This is a genomic window from Neorhizobium petrolearium (genome assembly GCF_017873175.1).
GTDB lineage: Bacteria > Pseudomonadota > Alphaproteobacteria > Rhizobiales > Rhizobiaceae > Neorhizobium > Neorhizobium petrolearium.
This window is the reverse complement of the sequence record NZ_JAGGJW010000007.1, coordinates 154,902-175,130: the sequence shown is the minus strand read 5'-3', so window position 1 is coordinate 175,130 and position 20,229 is coordinate 154,902. Positions and strand designations below refer to the sequence as shown.

At 61.2% G+C, this 20,229-nt stretch carries 19 protein-coding genes; 10 read left to right on the top strand and 9 right to left on the bottom strand.

Annotation, left to right across the window (positions count from 1 at the left end):
- Positions 1-51: 51 nt before the first annotated feature.
- From J2046_RS15290 to J2046_RS15255, 8 genes are all read left to right on the top strand, one after another.
- Positions 52-804 carry a FadR/GntR family transcriptional regulator gene (locus tag J2046_RS15290; protein WP_210053153.1) on the top strand — a complete coding sequence of 251 codons (753 nt, stop codon included), beginning with the start codon at positions 52-54 and terminating at the stop codon, positions 802-804.
- A gap of 74 nt (positions 805-878) precedes the next feature.
- Complete coding sequence (gene kdgD, locus J2046_RS15285) at positions 879-1,784, top strand: 5-dehydro-4-deoxyglucarate dehydratase (protein ID WP_210053151.1); 906 nt, start codon at positions 879-881, stop codon at positions 1,782-1,784.
- A gap of 4 nt (positions 1,785-1,788) precedes the next feature.
- Positions 1,789-2,925, top strand: a complete 1,137-nt coding sequence (locus tag J2046_RS15280) for a mandelate racemase/muconate lactonizing enzyme family protein (RefSeq protein WP_210053149.1) — start codon at positions 1,789-1,791, stop codon at positions 2,923-2,925.
- On the top strand, positions 2,925-3,800 hold the full coding sequence (locus J2046_RS15275; RefSeq protein WP_210053147.1) for an amidohydrolase family protein: 876 nt from the start codon (positions 2,925-2,927) through the stop codon (positions 3,798-3,800). The genes J2046_RS15280 and J2046_RS15275 overlap by 1 nt, the downstream gene beginning before the upstream one ends.
- Before the next feature lie 53 nt (positions 3,801-3,853).
- Positions 3,854-4,828, top strand: a complete 975-nt coding sequence (locus J2046_RS15270) for a TRAP transporter substrate-binding protein (RefSeq protein ID WP_210053145.1) — start codon at positions 3,854-3,856, stop codon at positions 4,826-4,828.
- An 86-nt stretch (positions 4,829-4,914) separates the two neighbouring features.
- Entirely contained in the window at positions 4,915-5,436 is a 522-nt protein-coding gene (locus J2046_RS15265; RefSeq protein ID WP_210053144.1) for a TRAP transporter small permease, read from the top strand.
- Positions 5,436-6,716 (top strand): TRAP transporter large permease, encoded by a 1,281-nt coding sequence (locus tag J2046_RS15260; RefSeq protein ID WP_210053142.1) that lies wholly within the window; start codon positions 5,436-5,438, stop codon positions 6,714-6,716. Before J2046_RS15265 ends, J2046_RS15260 begins: the two co-directional genes overlap by 1 nt.
- A 67-nt stretch (positions 6,717-6,783) precedes the next feature.
- A complete protein-coding gene (locus J2046_RS15255; RefSeq protein ID WP_210053140.1) occupies positions 6,784-8,217 on the top strand; it encodes an aldehyde dehydrogenase family protein in 1,434 nt (477 codons plus the stop codon).
- Between the two features lie 72 nt (positions 8,218-8,289).
- Here J2046_RS15255 and msrA read toward each other — a convergent pair whose 3' ends face one another.
- The 9 genes from msrA to J2046_RS15210 form a co-directional block, all read right to left on the bottom strand.
- Positions 8,290-8,814 (bottom strand): peptide-methionine (S)-S-oxide reductase MsrA, encoded by a 525-nt coding sequence (gene msrA / locus J2046_RS15250; RefSeq protein ID WP_210053138.1) that lies wholly within the window; start codon positions 8,812-8,814, stop codon positions 8,290-8,292.
- 85 nt (positions 8,815-8,899) lie between these two features.
- The gene (locus J2046_RS15245) at positions 8,900-10,081 is read right to left on the bottom strand and encodes a mandelate racemase/muconate lactonizing enzyme family protein (protein WP_210053136.1); all 1,182 of its coding nucleotides are present in this window, start codon (positions 10,079-10,081) and stop codon (positions 8,900-8,902) included.
- Positions 10,082-10,086: 5 nt separating this feature from the next.
- Positions 10,087-10,998, bottom strand: coding sequence for a dihydrodipicolinate synthase family protein (locus J2046_RS15240; protein ID WP_210053134.1), 912 nt, complete (start codon positions 10,996-10,998; stop codon positions 10,087-10,089).
- Complete coding sequence (locus J2046_RS15235; protein ID WP_210053131.1) at positions 10,995-11,831, bottom strand: carbohydrate ABC transporter permease; 837 nt, start codon at positions 11,829-11,831, stop codon at positions 10,995-10,997. The genes J2046_RS15240 and J2046_RS15235 overlap by 4 nt, the downstream gene beginning before the upstream one ends.
- Position 11,832: 1 nt before the next feature.
- Positions 11,833-12,765 carry a carbohydrate ABC transporter permease gene (locus tag J2046_RS15230; RefSeq protein WP_210053129.1) on the bottom strand — a complete coding sequence of 311 codons (933 nt, stop codon included), beginning with the start codon at positions 12,763-12,765 and terminating at the stop codon, positions 11,833-11,835.
- Positions 12,766-12,963: 198 nt separating this feature from the next.
- On the bottom strand, positions 12,964-14,235 hold the full coding sequence (locus J2046_RS15225; protein WP_210053127.1) for an ABC transporter substrate-binding protein: 1,272 nt from the start codon (positions 14,233-14,235) through the stop codon (positions 12,964-12,966).
- Positions 14,236-14,320: 85 nt separating this feature from the next.
- Positions 14,321-15,127, bottom strand: coding sequence for an SDR family NAD(P)-dependent oxidoreductase (locus J2046_RS15220; protein WP_210053125.1), 807 nt, complete (start codon positions 15,125-15,127; stop codon positions 14,321-14,323).
- A complete protein-coding gene (locus tag J2046_RS15215) occupies positions 15,124-16,218 on the bottom strand; it encodes an ABC transporter ATP-binding protein (RefSeq protein WP_210053122.1) in 1,095 nt (364 codons plus the stop codon). The genes J2046_RS15220 and J2046_RS15215 overlap by 4 nt, the downstream gene beginning before the upstream one ends.
- Positions 16,219-16,256: 38 nt before the next feature.
- The gene (locus J2046_RS15210; RefSeq protein ID WP_210053120.1) at positions 16,257-17,981 is read right to left on the bottom strand and encodes an SMP-30/gluconolactonase/LRE family protein; all 1,725 of its coding nucleotides are present in this window, start codon (positions 17,979-17,981) and stop codon (positions 16,257-16,259) included.
- A 142-nt stretch (positions 17,982-18,123) separates the two neighbouring features.
- Between J2046_RS15210 and J2046_RS15205 the strand changes: the two genes are divergently transcribed.
- Complete coding sequence (locus J2046_RS15205) at positions 18,124-19,275, top strand: mandelate racemase/muconate lactonizing enzyme family protein (RefSeq protein WP_210053118.1); 1,152 nt, start codon at positions 18,124-18,126, stop codon at positions 19,273-19,275.
- A 30-nt stretch (positions 19,276-19,305) separates the two neighbouring features.
- Positions 19,306-20,229 carry a 2-dehydro-3-deoxygalactonokinase gene (locus J2046_RS15200; protein ID WP_210053116.1) on the top strand — a complete coding sequence of 308 codons (924 nt, stop codon included), beginning with the start codon at positions 19,306-19,308 and terminating at the stop codon, positions 20,227-20,229.

The following is a 20,229-nucleotide window of genomic DNA, read 5'->3' as shown; positions in this document are numbered from 1 at the left end:
CATAGGAGCCAATGCCATTTTGTCATGCGTCGCAGAGCAAGGAGAAGGCAGATGAGCGTGGAAACGAAACCCGATACCGGCAAGGGATCGAAGACGCTGGTTTCCAAGCTCGGGGATGTGTTGCGCCAGGCAATCACCGCCGGCCAGTTTCCACCGGGCTCACGCCTGCCAAGCGAAGCACAATTGACGGAAGCCCATGGCGTCAGCCGCACGGTCGTGCGCGAAGCAATCGCGGCGCTACGCGCCGACCGGCTCGTCGAAGCCCGTCAGGGCGCAGGCGTCTTCGTGCTGGAACCGCCCACCTCCGCCAAGGCACCCATGCTGTCGCTGTCGAACATCGACCTTGCGCGCGTTTCCTCCATGATCGAGCTTCTGGAATTGAGAACAGCCGTGGAGGTCGAGGCCGCCGGGCTTGCAGCCCTTCGCCGCTCTCCAGCCCAAGAAGAGGTCATCCTCGACCGTCACTACGCCGTCCGAGCCTGTCTTGAAGCCTCGATGCCAACCAGCGAGGCCGATTTTGCGCTGCATCTTGCCATTGCCGAGGCGACCAACAACCCCCGCTTCCGCGAATTTCTGACCATGATCGGTCGCAATCTCATTCCGCGTGCAGCGCTTCGCACCGACGATTCGGAAACCGATCAAGCCGCCTATATCAAGCTGCTCGACGACGAGCACAACGCCATCGTTGCTGCGATTTCCAATGGTGACGAGGAAGGCGCGCGCGAGGCCATGCGGCGGCACCTACGCGGCTCGCAACTGCGCTATCGGGCACTCCTCAGAGAGCTCAGAGAATCTGTAAGATGACTTGTTGACACAAGTCCGCACAATCTGTACGACAATTTCGTCTGGAGGAGACACTTACAGAGGAAATCCGCACTATGACGCCCGAAGAAATCAAGACGGTGCTCGGCACCGGCCTCCTGTCCTTTCCCGTGACCCATTTCGACAAGGAAGGCCAGTTCCAGCCGGAAAGCTATCAACGCCATATCGAATGGCTGTCGGGCTTCGAAGCACCGGTCCTGTTTGCCGCGGGCGGCACGGGCGAATTCTTCTCGCTTTCTCCCACCGAAATTCCGGGTATCGTCAAGGCGGCCAAGGAAGCCTCCGGCAGGACGGCAATCGTGTCCGGCTGCGGTTTCGGCACGCATGTGGGTGTCGAGCTTGCCAAGGCCGTCGAAAAGGCCGGCGCGGATGGCATTCTGCTTCTGCCGCACTATCTGATCGATGCGCCGCAGGAAGGTCTCTATCAGCATGTGAAGCGCATCTGCCAGTCGATCGGCATCGGCGTCATGGTCTATAACCGCGACAATTCGGTGCTTCAGGTCGACACGTTGAAGCGGCTCTGCGACGAATGCCCCAACCTCGTCGGCTTCAAGGACGGCACCGGCGATATCGGGCTCGTCCGGCAGATCACCGCCACCATGGGCGACCGGCTGATGTATCTCGGCGGCATGCCGACCGCCGAACTTTTCGCGGAAGCCTATCTCGGCGCCGGCTTCACCACCTATTCGTCCGCCGTCTTCAACTTCGTGCCAGGACTTGCGGTCGAGTTCTACAAGGCCTTGCGCGCCGGCAACCGCACACGCTGCGAGGAAATTCTGATAGACTTCTTCTATCCCTTCATGGCGCTGCGCAGCCGCCGCAAGGGTTATGCGGTCGCCGCCATCAAGGCCGGCGTGCGCCTGCAGGGTTTCGATGCCGGCAAGGTCCGCCCGCCACTCGACGATCTGACGGCTGAAGAGGAGCAGATGCTCCTGAAGCTCATCGGCTCTCACAAGCGGTGACCCCATGAAGATCGCGTCGGTTCGCACTCATCTTCTCGAACATAAGCTCGATGTCGCCTTCGAGAGCGCCTCCATGCGCTTTGATCGCCGCGCACATGTGCTCGTCGAAGTCGAGTGCGACGACGGCACGGTCGGCTGGGGCGAATGCCTGGGGCCTGCCCGGCCGAATGCCGCGATTGTTGCGACCTACGCAAACTGGTTGATCGGCGAGAATCCGCTCGAAACAGAGAAGATCTGGGCGCGGCTTTACAATGCACTGCGCGACCAGGGCCAGCGCGGTCTTGCGGTGACCGCTCTTTCCGGCATCGACATTGCGCTCTGGGACATCAAGGGCAAGCATTTCGGCGTGCCGGTGTCGATCCTGCTCGGCGGTCGTTTCCGCGAGAGCGTCAGGGCTTACGCGACAGGTAGCTTCAAGCGTGACGGCGTCGACCGTGTGGAGGACAATGCCTCGGACGTCGCCCGTTATCGGGACGAGGGTTTTCACGCCACCAAGATCAAGATCGGCTTCGGTGTCGAGGAAGACTTGCGCGTCATCCGTGCCGTGCGCGATGCGGCCGGGTCCGACATGCGGCTGATGATCGACGCCAACCACGGCTATGACGCAGTCGAGGCGATCAAGCTTGGCAACGCGGCCGCTGAATATGGCATCGACTGGTTTGAAGAACCTGTCGTGCCGGAACAGCTCGCCGCCTATCGTGAAGTCCGGGCCAGGCAGCCGATCCCGGTTGCCGGCGGCGAAACGTGGCATAGCCGCTGGGGCATGCGCGAACCGGTGGAGACCCGTGCCGTCGACATCCTCCAGCCCGATCTCGCCGGCGTTGGTGGCTTTACGGAGGCCAAGCGGGTCGCCGATCTCGCGGCCCTCCACGGCGTTCGCGTCGTGCCGCACGTCTGGGGTACAGCCGTCCATATCGCCGCCGCCCTGCAGTTCATGGCGGCAATGATCCCGAGCCCGGTTCGCGTCAACCCGATCGAACCGATCCTCGAATTCGACCGGACCCATAATCCATTCCGTCAGGCGGTGATCAAAACGCCGATCGAACACGAGCGCGGCGTGGTCGACATTCCGAACGGCCCAGGCCTCGGGATCGAGATCAATCGCGACGCGCTCGCCGAATTCCGCATGGGAGACATCTGATGCTCGTCCGGACCCTCTCCGGCAATCCTCCGAAGACCAGACTGCCGAAGGGCGCGGTCGATACGCAGATGCATGCCTATCTGCCGGGCTTTCCGTCTCTGCCCGGCGGCCCAGGTCTACCAGCGGGCCAGTTGCCGACGCCTGCTCAGTATCTTGAATTCATGCGCTGGATCGGCATCGAGCGGGTGATCGTTACGCAGGGCAATGCCCAGCAGCGTGATAACTCCAACCTCAACGCCTGCCTTGCAGAATTCGGGTCGATCGCCCGCGGCGTTTGCGTCATCGATGGCGCGACGCCTGAAGAGGAACTCGACCGCCTCGCTGCCGCCGGCAATGTCGGCGCGCGCATCATGGATTTGCCCGGTGGCGCCGTAGATTTGAGCGAGCTCGAAGCGGTCGATGCGAAGGCCGCCTCGCGGAATTGGATGATAGCGGTCCAGTTCGACGGCAGCCATATCCTCGATCACGAAGAGCGCCTCAAGAGGCTGAAATCCCGCTGGGTCTTCGACCATCACGGCAAGTTCTTCTCCGGCGTAACGGCCGACAGCCCGCAGATCGACGCCGTCAAGCGGCTGATCGACGGCGGCAACTGCTGGTTCAAGTTCGCCGGCGTCTATGAATCCTCGAAGGCTGGCGGCCCGGATTATGCCGATGTCGCAGCCGTTGCTCGCGAAATCGCCAAATACGCACCGGAACGCATCGTCTGGGGCACCAACTGGCCGCACAATCTTGCCCGCGAACAGGCAGATTACCCGGATGACGCGGCACTGACCGACACGGTGCTTGGCTGGCTTCCGGACGAAGCAACACGCCATCGAGCCCTCGTGGAAAACCCGCAAGAGCTTTACGGCCTTCCCGGCTGGAAGCCGGAATAGCCGGACCTTACCGGAGCAGCGCGCTTCGGAATCTTTCATCAGAGGAGGAAGACATGAAACTCACCAAAATGCTGGGCTTGGCGTTTGGCCTTGCGCTGGCTGCGACCACCGTCCAGGCGCAGGAGATCACACTGCGCTCCGCCGATATCCATCCGGATGGCTATCCGACCGTGGATGCAGTGAAATATATGGGCGAGTTGGTTTCTCAACGCACAAACGGCCGCATCCAGATCCAGGTCATGAACAACGCCGTCCTCGGTCAGGAAAAGGATACGATCGAACAGACCCGCTTCGGCGTCATCGACATGAACCGCGTCAACGCTGCGCCGTTCAACAACCTCGTACCGGAAACGACCGTCCTCGGTCTTCCTTTCCTGTTCCGCTCCACCGAACATATGCACAATGTCGTGGACGGCCCGATCGGCGACGAAATCCTCAAGGCATTCGAGCCGCATGGCCTGATCGGTCTTGCCTATTACGACTCCGGGGCGCGTTCGTTCTACACGACCAAGAAGCCGATCGAGAAGCTTGCCGATCTCAAGGGCATGAAGATCCGCGTCCAGCAGTCCGATCTCTGGATCGCCATGATGGAGGCGTTCGGCGCTAATCCGACCCCGATGCCGATGGGCGAAGTCTACTCCTCTTTGGAAACCGGAGTTGTCGACGGCGCTGAAAATAACTGGCCGTCCTATGAATCGGCGCGTCACTACGAGGTGGCCAAGAATTACACGCTGACCGAGCATTCGCTGAACCCGGAAATCCTGGTCATCTCGAAGCTCTCCTGGGACAAGCTCTCGCCGGAAGATCAGCAGATTGTCCGCCAGGCCGCCAAGGATTCGGTCGGCAAGATGCGTGAATTGTGGACGGCCCGCGAAAAGTCGTCCGAAGAAAAGGTCCGCGCCGGTGGCGCAAATGTCATCAAGGTGAACAAGGACGAGTTCGCCGCGGCAATGAAGCCGGTCTACGATCGCTTCGTGACAGATCCGAAAATGAAGGATCTTCTGCAGCGCATCCAGGACGTGAAGTAATCCAGAACTGAAGGCCGGCTCTCAACATGAGGGCCGGCCTTTTTGCATGCCGGAAGTCAGCGGACAGCTGGCGAGGAGGAAGGACCATGAGGAATTTCATGCTGACTATCCGTCCCGTTCTGGGCGTACTCAGCCGTTTATCGCTTTACATCGCCGGTCTCGGCATCGTCGCAATGACTCTCATCGTCGGTTGGCAGGTCTTTGGCCGCTACGTCCTGAACGACTCGCCAAGCTGGTCCGAACCACTCTCGCTCTACCTCATGTCGTGGTTCATTATGCTGGGTGCCGCGGTCGGCGTGCGGGAAAGCGTGCACCTTGGCCTCGATATCGTGCGCTATGCCATGCCGCCGGCGATTCAGAAGGCCATGGACCTCATAAGCCTCGGCCTGATCGTGTTGTTTGGCATTGGCATGACCTATTATTCGGCGCTTCTTGCAATCGGCACCTGGTCCGCCACGATTCCGGTCCTCGGCTGGCCGGGTGGCACCGATTTCTTCCCCATGATCGTCGGCGGCGCGATGATCGCCCTCTTTTCCCTCGAACGTTTCGTCGACGTCGCGATCGGCGAAGAAATCCCGGCTGGTATCGTTGTTCAGGAGGCCGTGTGATGGCCTATGCTATTCTTTTTGGGTCCTTCACGGCCCTCATGCTGATCGGCATGCCGATCGCCTTTTGCCTCGGCATCGCTTCGTTCGCAACCGTGCTCTACCTGGGTCTGCCGCCGGTCGTCGTCTTTCAGCAACTGAATTCCGGCATGAATGTCTTTGCGATGATGGCGATCCCGTTCTTCATCTTCGCCGGCGACCTCATGGTGCGCGGCGGCATCGCCAACCGGCTTATCCGCTTTGCAGCAGGCCTCGTCGGCCACCTTCGAGGAGGCCTGGGCCAGGTCAACATCGTCGCCTCAACACTGTTCGGCGGTATCTCCGGCTCCGCCGTCGCGGATGCTTCCGCCGTCGGCGGACTGATGGTTCCGCAGATGGCCGCACGCGGCTACGACAGGGATTATGCGGTGAACGTGACGGTGAATGCCGCGATTATCGCGCTGATGATCCCGCCATCCCACAACATGATCCTTTATTCCATCGCAGCAGGCGGCAATGTTTCTGTTGCCGATCTCTTCACGGCCGGAATTGTACCGGGCCTGCTGCTTGCGGCCGCGCTGATGGTGACCGCCTATATCGTGGCGCGTCGCAAGGGGTATCCATCCGAACCCTTTCCGGGCTTCGCGCGCCTGGGCTACTATCTCCTGGCGTCCTTTCCCGGCATTCTCCTGATCGGCATCATCTTCGGAGGCGTCCGCTCTGGCGTCTTCACGGCGACGGAAAGTTCCTGCATTGCGGTCCTTTACGCCTTTCTCGTCGCCATGCTTGTCTATCGGGAGCTCGATTGGGCAGGATTCATCGAAGCGGTGATGGGCGCAGTGCGCACCACTGCCATGGTCCTGCTCGTTATCGGTACCGCCGCCTCTTTCGCCTGGCTGATGGCCTTCCTGCAGGTGCAGACGCTGATGATCGGCACGATCCGCGCCATATCGGACAATCCCATCATCGTGCTCCTCGTCATCAACATCGTGCTTCTGATTCTCGGCACCTTCATGGATATGGCGCCGCTGGTCATCATCTCGACACCTGTCCTGTTGCCGGTCGTCAAGGCGTTCGGCGTGGACCCGGTGCATTTCGGCGTCGTCATGATCCTGAATGCTGGTATCGGGCTGAATACGCCGCCTGTGGGAACGGTGCTGTTCGTCGGCTGCGCTGTCGGCGGCATTACGATCCGTGAAGCAATGCGAACGATCTGGCCTTTCTTCGGCGCCAGCATCGCTGTACTGATGGCGGTGACTTACATCCCGGCTCTTTCGCTCTGGCTGCCGAGCCTGTTCAGATAAACGCGAAGCATATCATTTCCTGCCGGTCCCGCCCCAAGCGGGACCTTTCACATGAAAGGAGAGGTCCATGACCATCTACCAGAACTTGATCGCCGGCGAATGGGTCGGTTCCGAGGCATCGAAGAACATCAGCCCGTCGGACACCAATGACGTGGTGGGCATGTACGCCCAGGGCAGCGCGGAAGACGCGAAGCAAGCGATCGCCGCCGCCAAAGCCGCCTTCCCCGCCTGGTCGCGCTCCGGCATTCTCGAACGCCATGCAATCCTCAGAAAAACCTCCGATGAAATCCTCGCCCGCAAGGAAGAACTCGGCGCGCTTCTCGCCCGCGAAGAAGGCAAGATTCTTCCCGAGGCAATCGGCGAAGTTACCCGCGCCGCCCAGATCTTCGATTTCTTCGCGGGCGAAACGCTACGTCTGACAGGTGAAGTGGTTCCCTCCGCTCGTCCGAACATTGGCGTTGAGATCACCCGCGAACCGCTCGGTGTCATCGGCATCATCACGCCCTGGAATTTTCCGATCGCCATTCCCGCCTGGAAGATCGCGCCGGCGCTCTGCTACGGCAACACCGTCGTCTTCAAGCCGGCCGACCTCGTACCCGGCTGCGCCTGGGCGATCGTCGACATCCTGCACCGCGCCGGCCTGCCGAAGGGTGTCCTGAACCTTGTCATGGGCCGCGGCTCTGTCGTCGGGCAGGCGATGCTCGACAGCCCGGATCTGGCCGGCATCACCTTCACCGGCTCGATCGGCACCGGCAAACGCGTCGCCATGACCTCGATCGAGCATAACCGCAAGTTCCAGCTCGAAATGGGCGGCAAGAACCCGATGGTCGTCCTCGACGACGCCGATTTGAACGTCGCCGTCGAAGCCGCCGCCAATTCCGGCTTCTTCTCGACGGGCCAGCGCTGCACCGCCTCGTCCCGGTTGATCGTCACCGAAGGCATCCACGACAAGTTCGTGGCGGCTCTGACGGAAAAACTGAAGACGCTGAACGTCGATAACGCCTTGAAGGCCGGCACCCATATCGGCCCGGTCGTCGACGAAAAGCAGCTGAAGACCGACACCGACTACATCGAGGTCGGCAAGCAGGAAGGCGCCAGGCTCGCCTATGGCGGCGAAGTCATCAAGCGCGACACGCCCGGCTTCTATCTGCAGCCGACCCTATTTACCGAGGCCACCAATCAGATGCGCATCTCGCGCGAGGAGATTTTTGGACCGGTCGCATCGGTCATCCGAGTGAAAAACTATGAGGAAGCCCTGGCCGTCGCCAACGACACGCCGTTCGGCCTCTCGGCCGGCATCGCCACGACGAGCCTGAAATACGCGACCCATTTCAAGCGTAATTCGGAAGCCGGCATGGTGATGGTCAACCTGCCGACGGCTGGTGTCGATTTCCACGTGCCGTTCGGCGGCCGCAAGGCTTCCTCCTTCGGCCCGCGCGAGCAGGGCAAATATGCGGCCGAGTTCTTCACCGTCGTGAAGACTGCATACACGCTCGCCTGATAGGATCAGCTCAAACAAAAAGGCGCTGCCGTCGCGAAATGGCAGCGCCTTTTCCTGTTCGGATATGATCGGCTATTCAGCGGCAGCGACGCTGGAGCGCTTCGGCAGCTTCCAGTTCGGCCGCGGGAAATGGCAGGTATAGCCGTTCGGATAACGCTCCAGATAGTCCTGATGCTCGGGCTCCGCCTCCCAGAAATCGCCGACCGGCTCGACTTCCGTCACGACCTTGCCCGGCCACAGACCGGAGGCGTTCACATCGGCGATCGTGTCTTCTGCGATACGCTTCTGTTCGTCGCTGACATAGAAGATTGCCGAACGATAGCTCGTTCCGATGTCATTGCCCTGGCGGTTCCTGGTAGTCGGATCATGGATCTGGAAGAAGAACTCCAGGAGATCGCGATAGCTCGTTTTGGCCGGATCGAAGATGATCTCGATCGCCTCGGCATGGGTTCCGTGATTGCGGTAGGTCGCGTTCTGCACGTCGCCGCCGCTATAACCGACGCGCGTCGAGATCACGCCCGGCATACGTCGGATCAGGTCCTGCATGCCCCAGAAACAACCGCCTGCCAGGACGGCCCGTTCGGTAGTCGTCGTCATGCTTTCCTCCTTCGGTTTGGGATTTGCACCTAAAATGGCGCTCCGCAGGCGGAAATTCAATGTCGTCTTGCCAGTGGAGAGGCCGTCACCGTCGGATGGCGAACTCGAACACGTCGTCCTTCGGCTCGACGCCGAGGCCGGCGCCGGTTGGAACGACATAGGTGCCCTCGCCTGACGCCATGTCGCCCCTCGTGTAGGTGAGGTTCCGGTCGAAGATCGAGTGCTGGTATTCGTGATAGGGCACGCTCTGCAGCGCCGACGATGCCTGCAGGCTGGCTGCCGTGAAGATGCCGACGCTGATCGAGGCATGCGGCATGATATTCATGTGGAAAGCCTGCGCCATCTGGCCGATGCGGATGAATTCCGTGATGCCCGTATGGCCCATTTCCGGCTGCACGATGCTCATGGCACGCGCCTCGAAGCGCGGCCGGTATTCATAAGCGGTGCGCAGCTCCTCGCCGAGTGCCAACGGCACGCCGATGCCGGCCGCCACGCGCGCCTGGCCTTCTAGATTTTCCGGCTGCACCGGCGCTTCCGCGAAATAGAGATTGTAGGGCTCCAGACGGCGGATGATGCGGATCGCCTCACCGGCCTCGAACTTCCAGTGCAGGTCTACCATCAGGTCGATATCCGGGCCAACGGCCTCGCGCAGCGCCGCCATTTCCTTGACGATATCCTCTTCGGCGACCACCGCCGCGAACTTGATGCCCTTGTAGCCCTTGCCGACCCAATAGGTGGCGAGATCGCAACGCTCCTTCAGCGTCGCCTTCGGCAAGCCGGAGACATAGGCGCGGATCGTATCGTGCCGCCGTCCGCCCAACAGCGTCGAAACCGGCACGCCGAGGTTCTTGCCGGCGAGGTCCCAGAGCGCGATATCGACGCCCGCCAGCGCATCGAGATAATAACCGCCGAAGAACCCGCGTACCCGCATCAGGTCGTAGAGATCCTCGTGGATGACCGCGGCATCGCCTGGATCGCGGCCGATGATGACGGGGCCGAGCACGTCGTCGATGATCGCCTTGGTCGCCTCGGGTGCGACAATGCCGTAACACTCGCCCCAACCGACCTTGCCGCTTTCGCCGGTGACCTTGATCAGCAGCGTCATATCGGTCGAGGGGTAGATGGTGCGGTTCCCCTTGCGGATCAGGTAGCCGCGCTCGTTGATCGCCTCGCCCTCCTTCAGCGGCCCGAGATAGGGCACCTCGCGCGGAATGGAGATAATGAAGGTCTCGACCGAAACGATCGCATCTACGACGTTCTTGGGCATGGTGCTCACTGCGGCCTGTGGTTGGTATAGGGAAGATCGGCCTCGCCGAGGAGAAGCGCCAGTTCCTTTCTGTCGCCCTCGTCGAATTTCGGTCCTTTGCCGCGCACGAACGTATGTCTGATGACGCCTCGGCGACGCAGCACTTCCTTGGTCATGTGCATGCGAAAAATCGCCTGGAAGTTAAGGAGCGGCAGCGAGACGTTGTAGAGTTTTCGCGTCGTCGCGACATCGCCCTCCTGCCAGGCATGGATCATCTGGGCATGGATATCGGCAAGCTCGGCGGCCGGCATGGTGCCGGCAGCACCGCGCGCCAGTTCATCGGTAATGTAACGCCCGCCGGCCCCGCCGAAGATCGCATCCAGCGAACCGTTAGCGGCCGCCTTGATACGGGTGAGATGCTGGCCGCAAGGGGCGGTCTCTTCCTTCACGTAGCGGATTTCCGGCACGGCGTTGGCGAGCGCCGCCACCTCTTCCGGCGTCAGTCCCGCCCCGATCGGCTTTGGCTGGTTCTGCAGCATGATCGGCACGCCGGCATTGGCCGTCACCTCTCTGAAATAGGCCGTCTGTGCCGCAATATCGTTGCCAAGCGACAAGGGCGCCATAACCATGGCTGCCGCTGCCCCGATCTCGCCCGCCTGCGCCACATGCTTAGCCGCCGCCTTCGGATCCGGATCGCTGGCGCCGATAATGATCGGAATGCGCCCGCCGATCCGTTCCGCCAGCAGTTCTACCTGCCGCTTGCGTTCCTCCGGCGTCAGCGTATCCACCTCGCTCGCAACACCCGGGTAAACAACGCCGTCGACATCGCTTTCGAGCGCGAAGTCGATGATCGACAAAAAGTCCCGTTCATCGATCGAACCGTCATCGCGGAATAACGTGGGAAGAACGGGGAAAGCTCCGGCTAAAGGTTTGGTCATTTGACTGCTCCGGCGGTGACGCCTTGAATGAAGTAACGTTGGAGGAACATGAAGGCCGCAACGATGGGTGCGGATGCGATCAGCGATGCCGCCATGGCGCCGCCCCAGTCGGAATTGACCTCGTTGAGATAGGTGAGAAGCAGGCCCGGCCCGATCGTGCGCTTGTCCTCTGAGACGATCAGCGTCATCGAATAGAGAAGGTCGTTCCAGGACCACATGAAGGAATAGAGGAAAACGGTGACGATCGGCGGGATCGAGATCGGAATGACGATCGTGTGGAAGATACGGAGATCGCTTGCGCCGTCGGCCCGAGCGGCGTCGATCAGTTCGTCCGGCACCTGGGAAAAATAGCTGTAGAGCATATAGGTCGAGACCGGCAGCGCAAAGACGATGTAGCTCAGGATCAGCCCCGGTCGCGTATCAAGCAGGTTCAGTTCGCTCATCAGCGGATAGATGGAGATCAGCAGCAGACCGAAGGGAAACATCTGCGCCGACAGCATGAACAGCATCACCGGCTGCCGGCCGATATAGCGGTATTTGGCAAAGCTGAACCCGGCATAGAGCGCCAGAAGCGTGACCAACGCGGCGCTGCAGGTCGAGGTGATCAGGCTGTTCATCAGGTACATCGGCAGCTTGCCGGTGGTCAACGCCCGGATGAAATGCTCGAGACTTGGCACGGTCGGGAACGGCGTCGGCACGACCTGATAAAGTTCGGCATTCGCCTTCAGTGACGAGATCACCAGCCAATAGAGCGGGAAAAACAGGAAGAAGCCGATCACTGCGAGAGCAGCGAAGAAGACGATCTTTGCGGAGCGTGAGGAGAGGTCGAACATATCAGTTTCCCTTCACCAGCATGCGCAGATAGAGGAAGGCCGGCGGCAGCAGAGAAGCGACCCAGAGCACGCCGACGGCAGAGGCATAACCGATATCCCATTGCTCGAAAGCCCGGCGATAGACCTCGACGGAGAGCACCGTCGTCGCCCGCACGGGACCGCCGCCGGTCAGTGCGTAGACGGTGTCGAACTGCTGCAGATTGCCGATCACCCCGAGCACCACGACGATAATCAGCACCGGGCGAAGATGCGGCAGGATATGGTCGCGCAGAACTGCAAAGTTTCCGGCGCCGTCAACCCGGGCCGCATCGATCTGCTCCTTGTCGAGATTCTGCAGCCCGGCAAGGAAGAAGGACATGAAGAGGGGGATAGAGAGCCAGACCTTGGTCAGCACCACCGCGAGCATGGCGCCTTGCGGCGTTGAGAGCCAGGCCTGCGGGAAATCGATGAGGCCGAGTTCCATCAGGAAGGCGTTCAGCACACCGTAGCGTGCGTTGAAAATCCAGCCCCAGACGAAGGCGCTGACCGTCGAGGGCAGAACCCAGGGCAACAGCGACAGCGACCGCAACACGCCACGGCCGGCAAAGGGCTGGTTCATGATCAGCGCCCAACCGAGTCCGGCAACCAGCGTGCCGAGTGTCGTCAGCGTCACGTAGATCGCCGTCGTCCAGAAGGCCGCCCATACGTCCGGATCGCTCGCGATTTTCGCGAAGTTCTCGAAGCCGATATAGCGCGGCTCCATCATCTCGACGGTGAATTCGAAGAGCGACAGGCCGAGCGCGGAAAGGAACGGATAGAGAATGACCGCAGAGAAGGCGATCGCGGCCGGCAGGAGCAGAAGAAGGCCCATGCGGCTCTGCCCGGCTTTCAAGCCGCCCCGGTTCGCATGCGGCGAGACCGGATAGGCTTCGAGATTGTTTTCGATCACGGCCATGAGGTCATTTCCTGTTGGTCTTGTATCTGGCTGCCAGCGGATTGCGCATGAAGCGCCCCTCATCCGGCTGCCGCCACCATCTCCCCACTCGCGGGGAGAAGGACATATGCCGCACTGTTTCCATCGTTCTCCAGCGCCGCTCGGAGCACGTCCCTCTCCCCGTAAGCGGGGAGGGGGTGAGGGGCAAACTCCAGGCAACTATTCCGACTTCTTGGCCTTTTCCATGCTGGTGGTCAGACGCGCCTGCATCGACTTGACGGCATCATCGGTGGACTTCTGGCCAAGCAGCGCGCCCTGCACTTCCTCTCCGATGATCTGCGTAAGCTCCGCCGCATTCGACCAGATGCCGACCTCGTTGCGGCGGGCATCCCCCGTCGCTGCCGACCAGTTCTTGAGATAGGCGTCACTGGCAACCGCCTCGCGTGCGGACTTGGTGACCGGCAGCGCGCTCATCTTCAGCGGAAGGTCGGTCTGCACCTTGTCCGAAAGGAGGTACGTCAGGAACTTGTCGGCCGGATCATCCGCCTTGGCCTTGCCACCGGCCGCGAACTGCACCAGGAGATGCCCCCATTGAACAGACACCGGCTTGTCGCCCGCCTTCAGAACCGGCGTCGGCATAGGCAGGACATTGGCGTCGAATGCTTCCCCTTTACCGGAGAAGTCACGAAGGAAGGTGCGGGTCTGCGGCGCGTCGAGATAGAAGGCGGAGGCGCCCTGCCCCATCAGGCGGCGAGAATCCGGGCGATCGATTTCCGGAGCGGCCAGGCGATCCTTCATCAGGCTGACCATGAAGTTCAGCGCGTCACGGCTCTGCTGGCTGTCGACCACGACCTTGCCGGCGTCATCGATAATACGGCCACCATGGACCCAGTTCCAGACCATGAAGTCGATCAGGATCGAACCATTGTTCTTGGTCGCCATCGTGTAAGGGACCGAGTTCGGCACCTTGTCTCGCACCGCAACGAGCGCCTTTTTGAAGTCATCTACGGTCTTCGGCGCTTCGTTGATGCCGGCTTTGGCGAGCACTTCCTTGTTGGCGACCATGCCGATCGAACCGGACAGAAGCGGCACTGCCAACTGCTTGCCGTTAATATCGCCCATGGCGAGCGCATCCGGTGCGAAGGCGGCTTCGAGCTTGTCCTTGCCGTAGACCGTGTTCAGGTCGACCAGATTGTCGAGGCTCGCGAAGGTCGGCAGCCAACGTTCGGAGAGCTGGGCAATATCAGGTAACGTCTTGGAGCGGGCGCGCAAAAAGATGTTCTTCTGCATGTCGCCCCAAGCGAAGCCGAGCGGCTCGACCGTCAGCTTGTCCGTCTTCTGGAAATCATCCAGGACGCCCTGCACGATCGCCTTGTTGGCCTCCTCCGCATAGGTAAAGCTCATGAAGCTCAAATCTGCTGCCTTGACGGCACCGGGACCGAGCGCAAGTGCGATCGCCGCGGTACCGATCAGTCTGGTTATGCTGTTCATCAGATCCTCCCAATGAAACGATGATGGAACTCTGTTTCAATCTTAAAAAGGTCAAGCGGCGAGCGCCGGCAACCGCTTGGCTCCCCTATACGACGCCCCCGTCCACAATGAATGTCTGCCCTGTGATGAGGCGGGAATCGTCCGCCGCCAGAAAGAGCGCCATACGGGCGATATCCGGCGGCAGCAGATGCTCCTTGAGGCACTGGACCTCAAGGTATTCGGAAAATTTGCCTTGGTAGATACGTTTCGCCCGCTCCACCTGGCGCTCAGTCAGCACCCAGCCGGGGGCGATTGAATTGACGCGGATGTTGCGGGTGCCGAGTTCGCGGGCGAGCGATTTGGTCATTCCCATGACGGCGGACTTGGCCGTCGTGTAGAAGATCAAACCTGCAGCACCGCGCATCCAGGAGATCGAGCCCATGTTGATGATCGCCCCACCCCCGGTTTCCGCCATCTCAGGCACGACGGCCTGCGCCGCAAAAAACTGATGGCGTAAATTGGTCTGGAATCGCTCATCCCAATATTCCGGCGTCACTTCCTCCAGCGGCTTCCGGTCATCGTTGCCGGCATTGTTGATCAGGACACGGATCGGTCCGATCTCGGACCGCAGCGCTTCGACGCCCGCTTTCAGCGCATCGATGTCGCGCAGATCCGCCGCACGATAGCGCGGTTCATTGCCGGTCTTCCCGCCGATCTTTTCCGCCGTCTCGGCTGCCACATCGGCGTTCAGTTCGAGGAAGCCGACCTTGCAGCCCTGGGCGCAGAAATGTTCGACCAGCGAGGCGCCGATGCCCGAGCCGCCGCCGGTGATCAGCACGCCCTTGCCCTTGAGGCTCGGATAGGTCGCGACCTCGACATGAGCCTTTTCGATGAGTTCGGGGTGGACGGTCATGCGGCCTCCAGGGCGACCGGACGTGCAGACGCAAGCGACAGGCCATCGGCGGAAAAGACATGGACCATCGCCGGATCGACATGAACGCCGATCGGCTCATTGCGGTTGACGGCCCGGTCGCCGGAAAGCCGCACCACGACCATTTCCTCCGAACCTTCCAGCGCCACGTAGGCATAGGTATCGCTGCCGAGATGTTCGGTGATGGTGACCGTGCCGGCCAGCGAATCCGGTGCACCGCGGCTCACGAGTTCCACATGCTCCGGCCGGATGCCGATTTCGGTGGGCGCAGCATTGAGATTGCGCGGCAAACGCACGTCGCCCCCTGGCACGCTGAAGATGCCCTCGCCTTTTCTGGATTCGAGTTTCAGAAAATTCATCTTCGGACTGCCGATGAAGCCCGCCACGAAGCGATTGATCGGTTTGTTGTAGAGATTAAGCGGCGAACCGATCTGCTCGACACGTCCGGCATTCAGGACGACGATCTTGTCGGCGAGCGTCATCGCCTCGATCTGGTCATGGGTAACGTAAACCATGGTCGTGCCGAGGGTTTCCTTCATGCGGGCGATCTCAATGCGCATCTCGACGCGCAGCGCCGCATCGAGGTTCGACAGCGGCTCGTCGAACAGGAAGATGCGCGGCTCGCGTACGATCGCGCGGCCGATCGCGACGCGCTGGCGCTGACCGCCGGAAAGCTGGCGTGGCTTGCGCTCCAGATAAGGGTCGATACGTAGCTTTTGAGCCGCCTTGGCGACGCGGGCGGCAATCTCCTCTTTCGAAATGCCGGCAAGCCGCAGCGCATACCCCATGTTCTCCGCCACCGTCATGTGCGGATAAAGCGCATAGGATTGGAAAACCATGGCGATGCCGCGCTTGGCTGGCGGCACATCGTTTACCAGCTCGCCGTCGATCGCCATCTGGCCCGACGTGATCTCGTCAAGGCCGCAGATGAGGCGCAAAAGCGTCGATTTTCCACAGCCAGATGGACCAACGAAGGCGACGAATTCGCCATCCTCGACCGTCAGGTCGATGCCCTTCAGGACCTCGGCCGAGCCGAAGGACTTACGGATATTTTTCAATTCAAGCTTGGCCATGGGCTCCTCTTCCCCAATTTCTTCCCATGTCGTCTCGTTCAGCCGGCAAACATCTGCGCAGGCTGGCCCTTGATGCCGGTATCGATGGCAAACACGCTGCCGGAAAGCGGCGCCTCGCCAAGCTGTGCCGCCGAAAGCCGGATGCGTGCGGAGGTGACGAACAGGGTTTGCATGTCCGATCCGCCGAAAACGCAGCTCGTCGGGCGCGGCACGGGTAGGTTGACGACCCGCTCCACCTTGCCCTCGGGATCGTAGCGGGTGACACACCATCCGTCCCAATGCGCAATCCAGAGAAAACCTTCCGCATCGACGGTCATGCCGTCCGGCTTGCCTTCGGCTTCCGGCACGGTGATGAACACCCGCCGGTTGGCGATTTCCCCGCTTTCGATATCGAAATCATAGGCATAGATGGTCTGGCGATTGGTGTCCGTGAAATAGAAGGTGCGGTCGTCGGGGCTCCACCCGAGCCCGTTCGAGACATGGAAACCGCGATCCATCTCCCGCGCCCGGCCGTCCGGATCGACGCGCCAGAGCCGGCCCTGATCCGGCGTCGTATCGATCGCCAAGGTGCCCGCCCAAAGTCGCCCGCGACGATCGCATTTCCCGTCGTTGAACCGGTTACCGGGGCGATCCGCCTCCGGACGCGCGATCGTCGTGATGTCCCCGGTTGAAAGATCGATACCTCGGATCTCTCCATGCATCGCAGCGACAAATCCGCCACGCGAGCGTGGGATCACGAAGCCGATCAGTTCCGGCACCTGCATGGAGGTATAAGTGCCTTTAGCCGGATCGCCGATATGGACCGCGGGCGCCAGGATATCGACGAAATAGAGCTTCTTGTGCTCCGGCGACCAATGCGGACCTTCGCCGAGGAACGTGCTTGCCGGAATGACGCAGCGCACATCGGCGCGATCGGGACCGAGAGGGCGCGGCTTGACCGCAAGCGACATGGGGAATTCTCCAAAATTGCCCGAGGTGCGGCGTGCCGCCTCGATGACGTCGCGGCCGAAGGCGTGCAGTCGGTCGACGGGAAGGCGGAACGATGGCCCGATGATGCCGATCGCGCCGATCGGCTCACCGCGATGGTTGAGAACAGGAGCCGCGACCGAGGAAATGCCGATATGCTGCTCGTCCACCGAAACCGCGTAGCCGCGCGCCTTGGTGAGATCGAGCTGTCGACCGAGCTCCTCCGGATTGACGATCGTGTTCGGCGTCAAGCGTTCGAGCTCAATACCGTCGAGCAGCGCCCGGCGCTTTTCAAGCGACAAATGTGCCAGGATCGCCTTGCCGAGGCCGCTCGCATGCGGCGCGGCACGCGAACCGACGCCGTTGTTGAGGCGGAGCGGCTGCGGCACCTCCCGCTGGTCGATATAGAGAATGCTGTCGCCATCCAGCACCCCGAGGCGGATCGCCTCGCCAGTAAGATCGCGAAGCCGCGCCAGCTCCGGTTCGGCCGCGCCGCGCAGATCGAAATTGTCCCAGACCTTATGCGCCCACTGAAAAAGCCGCGGGGCCAATCTGTAGACCTGGTCGCGCGCGTCGAAAGCGAGCAGCCGCTCATCGACAAGCGCCTGAAGCAGCCGGTGCAGAGTGCCCTTCGGCAACTGGGTTTGATCGAGCAGTTCGGTGAAGCGCAGCCCGCGGGTTTCAGCCGCCACCGCATCGACGATCTGGATGCCACGCGTCAACGCCTGGACGCCAGGTACGCCCTGCGCATCGTTCGCAACATCCTTCTCGATCGTCTCCAATTGTACCTTGGCCATGTCCTCTCCCAAGCGGCGCCGTCTCTCGCCTGTACGCACAGCATGCCGCCTCGCTCTTGCCAAGAGAGTTATCTTGGAACTAAGTTCCATGTCAATAACGAAACTGAAGCGGCCGCAGAAGAGGCCCGGACGGGAGGATATTGTGCGTATTACCAAAGTGGACCATTGGCTGGTCCGTATGCCTTTCACCGAGGATATCCTTTGGGGTTCGGGCCGGCGGATCGGCACGACCCGGTTGATCTGCCGAATCGAGACAGACACAGCTATCATCGGCTGGGGTGAAACGATTTCGCTGATAGCCAATGTGCCAGCCGTTTTCGCGGATATGGTCGCGCCCTTGGCAATTGGCTATCCGGTCGCCAATGCCGAGCTATTCCACCGGCATGTGCTGGGTGCCGGCTTCTATCATCACAAGCGTGCGGCAGTGATGGCGATCTGCGCCATGGAAATGGCCATGTGGGATGCGCTCGGCAGACAGGCCGGTCTTCCCCTGTATGCCCTATGGGGCGGTCGCTGGCGCCAGGATGTCGAGGCTGCGGCCTATCTGTTCACCAAGGACCAGCAAGGCCTGTCGGAACGGCTGAAGCGCTTCCTCGATCTCGGCTATACGACGTTCAAGGTGAAGATTGGCTTCGACGAGAAAAGCGACATCACGCTTGCGGAAACAGCGCGAAGGGTGATCGGCGACCATCCGCTGCGACTCGACGTCAACGGCGCCTGGAATCCCGCGACCGCCAAACGTCAGCTCGAAAAGCTCAAAGCCTTCGACCCTGCCTACGTGGAACAGCCGCTGGAGCTCGACGACCTCGCCGGCCATGCGGCACTGGTAGCCCGTTCGGCGGTTCCGATCGCGCTGGATGAGAGCGCCTATACGCTCTCCGACGTCGGCAACATCATCCGGGCGAACGCAGCCGATGTAGTATTGCTCGACCCACACGAGGCGGGCGGGCTCTGGCAGACGATCAAGGCTGCGGCGATCTGCGAATCGGTCGGCATTCCCGTGACGCTGCATTCCGGCGCCGAACTCGCGCTCTCCCAATCGGCCTATATCCATCTAGCCGCCTCGCTGCCGAATATGTCGATCGCCATCGACACGGAACGCGCCTATCTCGGCGGAGACATCTCCCCCAACCCGCCGGCCTTGAAGAAGGGTCGCTTTCAGGTACCGGAAGGTCCGGGACTCGGCGTCGAAGTGGATGTCGGTGAGCTCGAAAAATACCGTGTCACCTGCATTGCCGGCGCCTACCTCGATACGGAACGCAAGGATTGGTTCCCAGTGAAACCCGCATACTGACTTCAAGCTCGCCTATAGGATCATTCCTCCATGTATATTGCCATCGAATGGACTTCCGCCGCCTTTCGCGCGCTGCTTCTCAACGACAAGACCGTGCTCGGCGAAAAGAAGAGCGCGCGCGGCACGACCAGGGTCACGAACGACACTTTCGAAGCGGCACTCCGCGAAGAACTTGGCGACTGGCTCGAAAAGACGGAAATGATCCTGTTTTCCGGCATGATCACCAGCCGCAACGGCTGGATCGAAAGCCCTTTCGCACCCGTTCCAGCCGGGCCTGCCGATCTCGCCGATCAGGCCGTCACACATCACGTGGAGGGCCTGCCACCACTCGTCTTCCTGCCCGGCATCGCCCAGACGACCCCCCTGCCCGATGTCATGCGCGGCGAGGAAATGTCGCTCTTCGGGCTCACGGAAACGGAGGGCCTTTTCGTGCTGCCAGGCCCACATGCCAAATGGGTGACGATGGAAGGCGGCCATATCAGCGCAATTACAACCTATATGTCCGGCGAAATCCTTGATCTGCTGAAAAAGGATTCGCTTGTCTCGCGGCTCATCCCTGCGACCTATGAGGAACGGCCGGACGCCTTCCGCCGTGGCGTTCTGACTGCTTGTGAACAAGGCGTCCTACCCGGCCGTATTCTCGCCCGTATTTTCTCTGCCCGCAGCCTCGTGCTCTTCGACGAGCTTGGACCTGAAGAGATCGCAGACTACCTCGCCGGCCTCATGATCGGCGCGGAAATCGCCGAAGCGCTGGGCGAAGGCAAATCCGGAAAGATCAGCATTGTCGGCCACACGCCGCTCGCCGGACGCTATAAGACTGCGCTTGAACTTTTCGGTGCTGAAGCGAATCTCGTAACACCCGACATTGCTGCCGGTTTTCGCCGTGTCGCCTCTCGACAGGGTGATGCGGCACGGGCTATCGAGGAGGCGAAAATCGCTCCCGGAGGAATCTGA